The sequence below is a fragment of the Enterobacter cloacae complex sp. P17RS genome (assembly GCF_014895885.1).
GTDB classification, from domain to species: Bacteria; Pseudomonadota; Gammaproteobacteria; order Enterobacterales; family Enterobacteriaceae; genus Enterobacter; species Enterobacter bugandensis.
The window spans coordinates 18,183-30,636 of sequence record NZ_JADBQK010000003.1 but is presented as its reverse complement, the minus strand read 5'-3'; the positions used below and the strand labels follow the sequence as shown (position 1 = coordinate 30,636).

Below are 12,454 nucleotides of genomic sequence, written 5' to 3'. Positions count from 1 at the left end.
CCGGGGTTAGAACGGATAGTCGTGGTAACCCATCTGTTCAGAAATCTTACGCGCGGCGGTATGCAGAATAGCCACGTACTCGTGCAGGCGCTCTTCCGAGAAGCGAAGCGTTGGGAAAGAGATGCTCAACCCCGCGATCACGACGCCAAAACGGTCAAACACCGGAACGCCAATACAGCGCAGCCCTTCTTCCTGCTCTTCGTTATCTTCGCCGTACCCTTGCTCACGCACCTTGTCGAGCACCGTTAATAACTCATCGGTGTTAGTAATGGTGCGTTCTGTGCTGCGTTTGTACTCCACGCCATCGAGGATCTGTTTAACTTCTTCACGATCGCGCCACGCCAGCAGAACCTTACCGATTGCCGTGCTGTAAAGCGGGTTGCGGCGACCAATGCGCGAATACATACGCAGGTTATACATGGAGTCTATTTTATGGATGTAAACAATACTGTCTTCATCCAGCGCGCCCAGGTGGATAGTCTCTTTGGTCAGGCGGGAGATCTCGCGCATCTGAATATCCGCGCTACGGATCAGATCCACGTTTTGCAATGCCCGGGCACCCAGTTCAAACAGTTTCAGCGTCAGAGAATATTTTTCAGATTCGCCTTCCTGTGCAACGTAACCCAGTGATTTCATGGTTTGCAAAAAGCGGTAAACGGTGCTTTTCGACATCATCACGCGCTGTGACAACTCTGTGATACCAATTTCACGCTCTTCCCCGAGCGCCTGTAAGATGCCAAACACCTTCAGCACGGAAGAAACTGAATCTGGCTGTTTATCCAAATCCGCAATTGCCATTTACCACCTCATAGAGAGTGTTTTATAAAAATCAGAACCGGTTTTTATTATAAATTCCCGTCATGTTACCTGCAATCAATCCGCGTTTACTTCGTTACAAATCTGCGACATAAAACGGTGTTAACGATGCTAAAATAGTTACCCTGAGAATAATTTCACTCTGAGCTTTTTATCCCCGATGGAAAAGAACCTTTCCGATGGCCTGCCTTTGCCCCAGCGGTATGGCGCTATCGCTACGATTATTATTGGTATCTCAATGGCCGTTCTTGACGGCGCGATTGCGAACGTTGCCCTTCCCACCATTGCCACCGATCTGCATGCTTCCCCGGCCAGTTCGATATGGATTGTTAACGCCTATCAGATTGCGATTGTGGTTTCCCTGCTCTCTTTCTCTTTTCTGGGCGATATGTTCGGCCACCGTCGGGTATATCAGTGCGGGCTGGTGGTATTTACCTTTACATCACTGCTGTGCGCCCTTTCGGACTCTCTGCATACGTTGACGCTGGCACGCATCGCGCAAGGTTTTGGCGGCGCGGCGCTGATGAGCGTCAATACGGCGCTAATCCGCTTAATCTATCCGCACCGCCATCTGGGCCGCGGCATGGGGATAAATTCGTTTATTGTCGCGGTCTCTTCTGCCGCCGGGCCAACGATTGCAGCGGCCATTCTTTCTGTCGCCTCGTGGCAGTGGCTGTTCGCCATAAACGTGCCGCTGGGTATCGTGGCCATCTTCTTTGCCCTGCGATTTCTCCCCGCTAACGGCCCGAAAAGCACCATGCCGCGCTTTGACGTGGCAAGCGCGGTGATGAATGCGCTCACCTTTGGTCTGCTGATTACCGCCCTGAGCGGTTTTGCGCAGGGTCAATCCCTGATGCTAACCGCCGTGGAGCTTGTTGCCCTGCTGGTGACGGGCTTCTTCTTTGTTCGCCGCCAGCTTTCCCTGCCGGTGCCCTTACTGCCGGTCGATCTGCTGCGTATTCCCCTCTTTTCGCTTTCCATCTGCACCTCTGTCTGCTCATTCTGCGCCCAGATGCTGGCTCTGGTTTCTCTGCCCTTCTTCCTGCAAAGCGTGATAGGACGTTCCGAAGTGGAGACCGGGCTGCTGTTAACCCCCTGGCCGCTGGCGACGATGGTGATGGCACCCCTGGCAGGTTATTTAATAGAACGTGTACATGCCGGTTTGTTGGGCGCGGTGGGGCTGGCCGTGATGGCAACAGGTCTTTTCGCGCTGGCGCTGCTTCCATCATCGCCAGGGGATCTGGACATCATCTGGCGCATGATTCTGTGCGGAGCCGGGTTTGGCCTGTTTCAGTCCCCCAACAACCACACCATTATTACCTCTGCGCCGCGCCACCGCAGCGGAGGGGCCAGCGGCATGTTGGGGACCGCGCGTCTGCTGGGGCAAAGCACCGGTGCGGCGCTGGTTGCCCTGATGTTTAACCTTGCCGGGCAAAACGGCAACCACGTTGCGCTTCTCACCGCAGGTGCGCTTGCCACCCTTGCAGCCATCGTCAGCGGGTTGCGCGTGACCCAACCCGGCGTTCAGGCATAAAAAAAGCCGGGCGGAGTCTTCTCCTGCCCGGCTTATTTAAGCACTTAGCGTTACTTCAGGTATTCCCCACTGCGCAGCGCTTCAATACGTTTATCCAGCGGCGGGTGAGACATAAACAGCTCGCTCAGCGACTTTGATTTGCCGTTGATGCAGAATGCCATCATGCTGTTCGCTTCTTGCGGCTCGTAGCTGGTTTTCAGACGCTGCAGAGCAGCTATCATCTTTTCACGCCCTACCAGCTTCGCTGAACCAGCATCCGCATGGAACTCACGGTGACGGGAGAACCACATGGTGATAATGCTGGCCAGAATACCGAACACCAGTTCCAGCACCATCGATACGGCGAAGTAAATCAGCGGATTACCGTTGCTCTCTTCACCTTCATCACGGTTGCCGCCCATGAAGCCAGCCGCAATCTGCGCCAGGATACGGGAGATGAAGATAACGAAGGTGTTCACCACACCCTGAATCAGGGTCATGGTCACCATGTCACCGTTGGCGATATGGCTGATTTCGTGCGCGATAACCGCTTCGGCTTCATCACGGCTCATGTTCTGCAACAACCCGGTGCTCACGGCAACCAGTGACGCATCACGACGGGCACCCGTAGCAAACGCGTTAATATCCGGGGCATGGTAAATAGCAACCTGCGGCATCGCAATGCCTGCCTGCTTAGACTGCTGTGCCACCGTATTCATCAGCCACTGTTCCATGTCGTTACGCGGCTGTTCAATCACTTCACCGCCTACGGATTTCAGCGCCATCCACTTTGACATCAGCAGGGAAATGAAAGAGCCACCAAAACCAAACAGCAGCGCCATAATCAACAGACCCTGAACGCTGCTCGACTGAATTCCCGTCAGGCTTAGCACTAGCCCGAAAACCACCATCACCGCCAGGTTGGTGAGCAGGAAGAGCGCGATTCGCATCATAATTTTCTTTTAACCTCAGTTTAACAAAACGCACTATGCGATTACCCACATCGTATGGGTATTACGGCTATTTTCAAGCATCCGGTGGGCGTAAGTCACCAGAAAGACACAACTTTACACAATTGGAAATCAGCCTGACGGAAGGATGCAGAACAAAAAGAAACAGGCACAATTTCTTGTGCCTGTTGGGAGATTATTTTGCCGGAGCGGGCTGTACGGCAGGCTTCTCTTTTTCCAGATTCGCCAGGTCGAGCGCGATATGCACCGTCTCGTCCAGGTACGGATCCGGCTCCTGGTAATCTTTTGGCAGATCGTCCAGTTTCTTGAGCAGAGGCTTACCTTCTCGCTTGAAGCGATCGTTGATACGCGCCAGACGCGTTGCGTCGTCCTCGTTGTTCTCTTTTTCACGCTGAGCGTAGTTCAGAGAAACAATATTCCGCTTATCTTTCAGGGCATTGAAACGCGCAATGTCCTTCATGATGTACTGGAATTCCGGGTCTTTCGCGATGCGTTCATTATGCGCTTTCAGCAGCTCAGGGCCAAACTGCGTCATATCACCTGCCTTCACGAATGTCGCAGCATTGATGCTGTCCCACGGCAACGCGTTATCTTCAAACTTCTCGCCGGTTTCGGTCTCTTCCGTGCCGGTCGGCATCATGATATCCGGCGTTACGCCTTTACGCTGCGTACTGCCGCCGTTAACGCGGTAGAACTTCTGAATGGTGTACTGAACGGAGCCCAGCGCAGGCCATTCCGGACGCAGCATCTGATCGTAAATACGATTCAGCGAGCGATACTGCTGAACAGTACCTTTGCCGAAGGTGGGCTCACCCACGATTAGCGCGCGGCCATAGTCCTGCATTGCAGCGGCAAAGATTTCAGATGCGGACGCGCTGAAGCGGTCAACCAGGACCACCAGCGGGCCTTTGTAATAGACCACACCGTCGTTATCAGCATCTTCACGAACTTTACCGTTGTTATCACGCACCTGTACAACCGGGCCAGACGGGATAAACAGGCCTGAGAGCGACACCGCTTCGGTCAGCGCACCGCCACCGTTCGTGCGCAGGTCGATAATGACGCTGCTCACGTTCTGCTTCTCAAGTTTCTGCAGCTGAACTTTTACATCGTCGGTCAGCCCCACGTAGAAGCCAGGGATATCCAGGACACCCACCTTCTCTTTACCCACGGTTTTCACCGACATTTTCACCGCGCGGTCTTCCAGACGGATACGCTCGCGGGTCAGGGTCACGATACGGGTTTTGGTGCCTTTACCGGCAGGCAGAATTTCCAGACGAACTTTGCTGCCTTTCGGACCTTTGATCAGCGCAACCACATCGTCCAGACGCCAGCCAATGACATCAACCATGCTCTGACCGGTTTGTCCTACCCCCACAATGCGATCGCCTACGCTTATCGCTTTGCTTTTGGATGCCGGGCCGCCCGCGACCATGGAGTTGATCACCGTGTAGTCATCATCCATTTGCAGTACCGCGCCAATACCTTCCAGAGACAGGCTCATCTCAGTATTGAACTGTTCGGTATTGCGTGGAGAGAGATAGTTGGTGTGCGGATCGATTTCGTGCGCAAAGGCGGTCATCGCCAGTGAGAAAACATCTTCACTGTTGGTCTGCGCCAGACGGCGAATGGCAAATTTGTAACGACGCGTCAGCGTGTCGCGGATCTCTTTTTCATCTTTGCCGGTCAGCTTGAGGCTTAGCTCGTCGTATTTGACCTTTCCATCCCACAGCGCGTTCAGCTCGGCTTCGTCTTTCGGCCAGGGCGCTTTGCTGCGATCGAGATTAAAGGTGTCGTTGCCGGTGAAGTCCATTGGACGTTCCAGCACTTTCAGCGCGTACTGATAGCGTTCAAAGCGGCGCTTCTGCGACAGGTTGTAGAGATCGTAGAACAGATCCAGCTTGCCTGACCGCAGCTCATCACCCACCTCGGATTTGCGCTTAGCGAACTGCTCGACATCGCTGGCGAGCAAAACGTTATGGCTGTAATCCAGCAAGTTCAGATAGCGGTCAAAGATTTTGGCCGAAAAGGCCTGATCGAGATCGAACTGACGATAGTGCGAGCGGGTAAAGCGAGAGGTTACACGTTCGCTTACCGTCGCGTGCTGCGTCTCTTCCTTGAGTACCGGAATTTGATCAACACGCGTGATATCGTCCACTGCGAAAGCGTGACCTGTTATGGCAAACAGGCCCGCCAGCGCGGTGAGCTTAAAAAAAGTGTTCATGCCAGGCTTGGCCTCCGTTTCAGAACAACAAGTGTTCTGCGCGTACAATCATTGACATACCAGAAGTCAGCTGTACACGAACGCCATCTTTGGTGATTTCCAGTACGGTGGCGTCCATTGCGTTGTTGCCCGCTTTTACCTTCAGAGCCTGACCCACGCTCAGGGCGTTAATGTCAGAAACCGGAGTATGGCGCTGCTCTTCACGAGGCGCACGAGGGGCTTTCGCTGCTGGTTTGTCTGCACGCGGTTTGCGATCGTTATTGTCGTGACGACGCGGCGCAGGACGTGGTTTACGCTCACGACGAGGCGCTTCTTCCTGGCCGTTTGCCGCTGCGGCTTCGCGTTTTTTCGCCTGCTGTTCTGCACGTTGTGCCTGAACGCGTGCTTTGGCTTCTTCCAGCTGCTTGCGCGCGTGTTCTACGTGCTGCTCGTCCAGCTCGCCACAAGGGTTGCCGTCGAGATCCACGCGGGTCGCGCCCGGTTTGATACCGTACAGGTAACGCCAGCTCGAAGTATAAAGACGTAAGGCAGAACGCAGCTGAGTTTTGCTGAGGTTCATTTCCCCTTCAACACGCGCTACCAGATCCTGAAAAATACCGACTTTCAGGGGACGTGCTTCACCTTCCGCGCTGAAGCACTGCGGGAAACGCTCGGCCAGAAATGCGATAACTTCTTTACTGCTATTCAACTTAGGTTGATTTTCCATGAAATTTCCTGATTACAACGGACGTTGCCAACAAGCGCAGGCATGAACAGGCGTCATTATAATGACGCTATCAGTAAATGCTACGTTATCCGTTGATTATCCTGCGACGCTCGCAAAGAATTTTTGATAATCGGTTGCAGCGAGGACGTTTTCCAGATTCGCCACCAGCTCGCGCAGCCCCTGTTCGTCCTCGGTTGTAAAGCGACTGAAGACCGTACTGTCGATATCCAGAACGCCAATAATCTGATTTTTTACCACCAGCGGCAGAACGATCTCTGAATTGCTGGCAGCATCACAGGCGATATGCCCGTCAAACGCATGAACATCTTCCACGCGCTGAACCTGATTCTCGGCCACCGCGGTACCGCATACGCCGCGCCCTACCGGAATACGCACGCAGGCCAGTTTGCCCTGAAACGGACCCAGCACCAGCGTTTCACCTTCCAGGAGATAAAAGCCAGCCCAGTTCACATCGGATAGCCGTTCGAACAGCAATGCGCTAGTATTTGCCAGAGTGGCTAAGAAGCTGGTTTCACCTGCCATCAATGCCTTAAAATCGCGGTTCAGATCCGCGTAGAATTCTGTTTTGTTCATTATTCAATCACTTAGTTGTCTTACAAAATTACCGCATAGCCTATTAAAATAAGCAATAAATGCGCTCATGCTCAAGATGAATCCGTTCATGAGTTAATATAACGTTCAACAATACTTATTTGCGCGCAGCTGATGGCCTTAAAAACAACCAAAATTACGCCGACAAAAAAGATAACTGTCCATACGGTAAGCGACGCTTTGCCTCGTGCACATTATCAGCGTTGCCCCCAGTGCGATACGCTTTTTATGTTGCCGAAGATGAAATCGCACCAAAGCGCCTTTTGTCCCCGCTGCGACGCTAAAATTCGTGACGGCCGCGACTGGTCGTTAACCCGCCTTGCCGCTATGGCCGTTACTATGCTGCTGCTGATGCCTTTCGCCTGGACCGAACCGCTTCTGAAGCTTTACCTGCTTGGTGTGCGCATTGACGCCAACGTGCTGCAGGGTATCTGGCAGATGACGAGCCAGGGCGATCCTCTCACCGCCGCCATGGTACTGTTCTGCGTTGTCGGCGCGCCGCTGGTGCTGGTTGCAGCCATTGCCTACCTGTGGTTTGGTAACATCCTGGGGATGAACCTGCGTCCGGTATTGCTGATGCTGGAAAAGCTTAAAGAGTGGGTCATGCTGGATATCTATCTGGTGGGCGTGGGCGTGGCATCAATCAAGGTGCAGGACTATGCCTTTCTGCAGCCGGGCGTCGGGCTTTTTGCCTTTATCTGCCTGGTATTGCTCAGCATCCTGACACTGATCCACCTGAACGTTGAGCAGCTTTGGGAGCGTTTTTACCCGCAGCGCCCTGCCACCCGCCCGGATGAAAACCTCCGCGTCTGTCTGGGATGCCATTACACCGGGTTGCCCGACAAGCGTGGACGCTGCCCGCGCTGCCACATACCGTTGAGGTTACGACGCAACAACAGCCTGCAAAAATGCTGGGCGGCGCTGATTGCCTCCCTGGTGTTTCTGTTCCCGGCCAATATGCTGCCGATATCCATTATTTACGTGAACGGTGGCCGTCAGGAAGATACTATCCTCTCCGGTATTATCTCTCTTGCACACAGTAACGTTGGGGTGGCGGCCATCGTCTTTATTGCCAGTATCCTGGTTCCCTTTACCAAAGTGGTGGTGATGTTTACCCTGCTCGTCAGCATTCACTTTAAGTGTGAACAAGGTTTACGTACCCGTATTCTGCTTCTGCGATTCGTCACCTGGATTGGCCGCTGGTCAATGCTGGATCTGTTTGTGATTTCGCTGATGATGTCGCTGATCAATCGCGACCAGCTTCTTGCTTTTACTATGGGACCCGCGGCTTTTTATTTCGGCTCTGCGGTGATATTGACTATTCTTGCTGTGGAATGGCTGGATAGCCGCTTACTTTGGGATGCACATGAGTCAGGAAACCCCCGCTTCGCCGACTGAAGCGAGAATTAAAACTAAACGCCGCATTTCGCCATTCTGGTTGCTGCCCGTCATCGCCCTGATGATTGCAGGCTGGCTTATCTGGACGAGCTATGAAGATCGCGGCAGTACCGTCACCATTGATTTTCAGACCGCCGACGGCATCGTCGCCGGACGAACCCCCGTTCGTTTTCAGGGGGTCGAAGTCGGTACGGTTCAGGACATCTCCCTTGGAAAAGGGCTTAACAAGATTCAGGTGCGGGTCAGTATAAAATCTGACATGCAGGATGCTCTTCGCAGCGAAACGCAGTTCTGGCTGGTGACGCCGAAAGCCTCCCTGGCCGGCGTGTCCGGGCTGGATGCGCTGGTTGGCGGCAACTACATCGGCATGATGCCGGGCAAGGGTGAACCGCAGGATCACTTTGTCGCGCTGGATACGCAGCCGAAATACCGCCTCAATAACGGCGATCTGATGATCCATCTTCAGGCACCGGATTTGGGCTCGCTGAACAGCGGCTCGCTGGTCTACTTCCGCAAGATTCCGGTTGGCCGCGTGTATGATTACAGCATCAACCCGAATAAACAGGGCGTCACCATTGATGTGCTGATCGAGCGTCGTTTCACCAATCTGGTGAAAAAAGGCAGCCGTTTCTGGAACGTTTCCGGCGTCGATGCCGACCTCAGCCTGAGCGGTGCAAAAGTAAAGCTTGAGAGTCTGGCCGCCCTGGTTAACGGTGCCATTGCCTTTGACTCCCCGGAAAACTCAAGCCCTGCCACGGCCGATGACACGTTCGGTTTATACCCGGATCTGGCGCACAGCCAGCGTGGCGTGATCGTTAAGCTCGTTCTGCCTGATGCCAAAGGACTGAAAGCGGGGTCAACGCCGCTGATGTACCAGGGGCTGCAGGTCGGCCAGCTCACCAAAATGACGCTCAATCCGGGCGGCTCGGTCACGGGCGAAATGACGGTCGATCCGAGCGTGGTCGATCTCCTGCGCGAGAAAACGCGCATCGAGATGCGCAGCCCTAAACTTTCTCTGAACGATGCCAGCCTCAGCACGCTGCTGACCGGAAATACCTTTGAACTGATCCCCGGTGAAGGTCAGCCCAGCAATAGCTTCGTCATTGCCCCGGCGGATAAAGCGCTGCTGCAAAAACCGGGCGTCGTGACGGTTACGCTCAATGCGCCTGAAAGTTACGGCATTGAGGCCGGTCAGCCGCTGATTCTGCACGGCGTACAGGTGGGTCAGGTGCTGGAGCGAACGCTCTCCGAAAATGGCGTGAGCTTCTCGGTAGCTATCGATCCGCAATACAGCAACCTCGTCCATGGCGACAGTAAGTTCGTGGTGAACAGCCGCGTCGACGTGAAGGTGGGTCTGGACGGCGTGGAGTTCCTCGGCGCCAGCGCCAGCGAATGGGTTAACGGCGGCATTCGCATTTTGCCGGGCAATAAAGGCCCCGTTCGCGACAGCTACCCGCTCTACGCCAACCTGGACAAAGCGATTGAAAACAGCCTGAGCGATATGCCAACCACGACCCTGACCTTAAGCGCCGAGACGCTGCCTGACGTTCAGGCGGGCTCCGTGGTGCTCTACCGCAAATTTGAGGTTGGGGAGGTGATCGCCGTTCGCCCGCGTGCGGACGCGTTTGATATCGAACTGCATATCAAACCCGAGTACCGCAAGCTGCTGACCCCAAACAGCGTCTTCTGGGCCGAGGGCGGCGCGAAGGTGCAGCTTAACGGCAACGGCCTGACCGTGCAGGCCTCCCCGCTCTCTCGCGCGCTGCGCGGGGCGATCAGCTTTGATAACCTCAGCGGCGCGGGCGCGAACCTGCGTAAAGGCGATAAGCGAATTCTCTTCCCATCCGAAACCGCCGCGCGTGCCGTGGGTGGGCAGATTACCCTGCATGCGTTCGATGCCGGCAAGCTGGCGGAAGGCATGCCAATTCGCTACCTGGGCATTGATATCGGGCAGATCCAGAAGCTGACGCTCATCACCTCGCGCAACGAGGTGCAGGCCACCGCCGTGCTTTATCCGGAATATGTGCAGACCTTCGCCCGCTCGGGTTCCCGCTTCTCGGTGGTGACCCCACAGATTTCGGCCGCGGGCGTTGAGCATCTCGACACCATTCTGCAGCCTTACATCAACGTCGAGCCCGGTCAGGGCAAAGCCCGTCGTGATTTCGAGCTGCAGGAAGCTACCATTACCGACTCGCGCTACCTTGGCGGCCTGAGCATTGTAGTGGAAGTGCCGGAAGCGGGCTCGCTTGGCATCGGTACGCCGGTGCTGTTCCGCGGCATTGAGGTGGGTACGGTAACGGGCCTCACGCTCGGCACGCTCTCCGACCGCGTGATGGTGGCGCTACGCATCAGCGAGCGTTACCAGCATCTGGTGCGTAATAACTCGGTGTTCTGGCTGGCATCCGGCTATTCGCTGGACTTCGGCCTGACGGGTGGCGTGGTGAAAACCGGTACCTTCAACCAGTTCATCCGCGGCGGTATTGCCTTTGCCACCCCGCCGGGAACGCCGCTGGCGCCGAAAGCGCAACCGGGTAAACACTTCCTGCTGCTGGAAAGCGAACCGAAAGAGTGGCGCGAATGGGGAACGGCCCTGCCGCGTTAATCTGACAGGCTCCGGTGTCAACGCACCGGAGCCTTTATGTTACACTGCGCACCTGAACTTTTCCCTGTGGTGTGCTCGTGGCTCAAAACTCCGTATTTCTTCCCGATCAATTCCTGGCGCAGATGCGCGAGGCGCTTCCCTCTCATCTCTCGCTGGACGATTTTATCGCCGCCTGTCAGCGTCCGTTACGCCGCAGCATTCGCGTCAACACCCTGAAAATCAGCGTCGAGGATTTTCTGACGCTGGTTTCTCCGTACGGCTGGCAGCTTACGCCGGTTCCGTGGTGTGAAGAGGGATTCTGGATCGACCGCGATGACGAAGACGCGGTGCCGCTGGGAAGTACCGCAGAACATCTGAGCGGTCTGTTTTATATTCAGGAAGCGAGCTCGATGTTACCGGTTGCCGCCCTGTTCGCCGACGGCAACGCGCCTGAACGCGTGATGGATGTCGCCGCCGCGCCCGGCTCGAAAACCACGCAGATTGCCGCGCGCATGGGCAACCGCGGAGCAATCCTCGCTAACGAATTTTCCGCCAGCCGTGTGAAGGTGTTGCATGCCAATATCAGCCGCTGCGGTATTCACAATGTCGCTCTTACGCACTTCGACGGTCGCGTCTTTGGCGCCGCCCTGCCGGAAATGTTTGATGCCATCCTGCTGGACGCCCCCTGCTCCGGTGAAGGGGTAGTGCGTAAAGATCCCGATGCGTTAAAGAACTGGTCCGTGGAGAGCAATCTTGAGATCGCCGCCACGCAGCGCGAGCTGATCGACAGCGCGTTCCACGCCCTGCGCCCCGGCGGCACGCTGGTCTATTCAACGTGTACCTTAAACCGCGATGAAAACGAAGACGTCTGCCTGTGGCTGAAAGCGCAATACCCGGATGCCGTCGAGTTCATGCCGCTCAACGATCTGTTTTCCTCGGCACAGGAGGCGGTCACGCCGGAAGGTTTCCTCCACGTGTTCCCGCAGATTTACGACTGCGAAGGGTTCTTTGTGGCGCGTCTGCGTAAAACGCAGGCGATTACTCCCCTGCCCGCACCCAAATTCAAGGTCGGCAATTTCCCGTTTGCGCCGCTTAAAGGCCGCGACGTCGCGCAGCTTGAAGCCGCAGCCAGCAAGGTCGGGTTGCAGTGGGATGAGAGCATGCATCTCTGGCAGCGCGACAAAGAGGTTTGGCTTTTCCCGGCGAATATCGAGCCACTGATTGGCAAAGTGCGTTTTTCCCGAATCGGGATCCGCCTGGCGGAAGTGCATAATAAAGGCTATCGCTGGCAGCATGAGGCCGTCATCGCGCTTGCCGGACACGAGAATACCTTTGCCCTGACGCATCAGGAAGCCGAAGAGTGGTACCGTGGCCGCGATGTTTATCCTGACAGCTCGCCTTCCGCAGATGAAGTGGTAGTGACCTATCAGGGATTCCCGCTGGGGCTGGCCAAAAAGGTCGGTTCAAGGCTTAAAAACAGCTATCCACGCGAACTGGTCCGGGATGGCCGACTGTTTACCGGTAACGATCGCACCGCCTGAAAAAAGCGCATTTTTTTACTGGCGATTTTGCTCTCCTTGTCTACGATCAAAAATGGATGCCCATACTGGTCATACCAGATTTTGACAACCGA

Annotated in this window: 9 protein-coding genes; 4 read left to right on the top strand and 5 right to left on the bottom strand. The window is 55.3% G+C overall.

The features are described from left to right. Positions 1 to 6: 6 nt before the first annotated feature. The gene (kdgR, locus tag IM265_RS01135; protein WP_014884288.1) at positions 7 to 798 is read right to left on the bottom strand and encodes a DNA-binding transcriptional regulator KdgR; all 792 of its coding nucleotides are present in this window, start codon (positions 796 to 798) and stop codon (positions 7 to 9) included. Between the two features lie 178 nt (positions 799 to 976). Between kdgR and IM265_RS01130 the strand changes: the two genes are divergently transcribed. Next, entirely contained in the window at positions 977 to 2,350 is a 1,374-nt protein-coding gene (locus IM265_RS01130; protein WP_193031952.1) for an MFS transporter, read from the top strand. 50 nt (positions 2,351 to 2,400) lie between these two features. Here IM265_RS01130 and htpX read toward each other — a convergent pair whose 3' ends face one another. The 4 genes from htpX to IM265_RS01110 form a co-directional block, all read right to left on the bottom strand. Then, entirely contained in the window at positions 2,401 to 3,282 is an 882-nt protein-coding gene (htpX, locus tag IM265_RS01125) for a protease HtpX (protein ID WP_010432647.1), read from the bottom strand. A gap of 193 nt (positions 3,283 to 3,475) precedes the next feature. Beyond that, entirely contained in the window at positions 3,476 to 5,524 is a 2,049-nt protein-coding gene (prc, locus tag IM265_RS01120) for a carboxy terminal-processing peptidase (RefSeq protein ID WP_028013542.1), read from the bottom strand. 19 nt (positions 5,525 to 5,543) lie between these two features. After that, positions 5,544 to 6,230 (bottom strand): RNA chaperone ProQ, encoded by a 687-nt coding sequence (gene proQ, locus IM265_RS01115; RefSeq protein WP_028013543.1) that lies wholly within the window; start codon positions 6,228 to 6,230, stop codon positions 5,544 to 5,546. 96 nt (positions 6,231 to 6,326) lie between these two features. Continuing rightward, complete coding sequence (locus IM265_RS01110) at positions 6,327 to 6,824, bottom strand: GAF domain-containing protein (RefSeq protein ID WP_008500476.1); 498 nt, start codon at positions 6,822 to 6,824, stop codon at positions 6,327 to 6,329. A gap of 132 nt (positions 6,825 to 6,956) precedes the next feature. Between IM265_RS01110 and yebS the strand changes: the two genes are divergently transcribed. The 3 genes from yebS (at position 6,957) to rsmF (ending at position 12,362) form a co-directional block, all read left to right on the top strand. Continuing rightward, the gene (gene yebS / locus IM265_RS01105) at positions 6,957 to 8,240 is read left to right on the top strand and encodes a membrane integrity lipid transport subunit YebS (RefSeq protein WP_041909475.1); all 1,284 of its coding nucleotides are present in this window, start codon (positions 6,957 to 6,959) and stop codon (positions 8,238 to 8,240) included. Continuing rightward, complete coding sequence (locus tag IM265_RS01100; RefSeq protein ID WP_045630782.1) at positions 8,209 to 10,842, top strand: PqiB family protein; 2,634 nt, start codon at positions 8,209 to 8,211, stop codon at positions 10,840 to 10,842. The genes yebS and IM265_RS01100 overlap by 32 nt, the downstream gene beginning before the upstream one ends. 71 nt (positions 10,843 to 10,913) lie before the next feature. Beyond that, positions 10,914 to 12,362, top strand: a complete 1,449-nt coding sequence (gene rsmF, locus IM265_RS01095; RefSeq protein ID WP_214581401.1) for a 16S rRNA (cytosine(1407)-C(5))-methyltransferase RsmF — start codon at positions 10,914 to 10,916, stop codon at positions 12,360 to 12,362. Positions 12,363 to 12,454 lie beyond the last annotated feature (92 nt).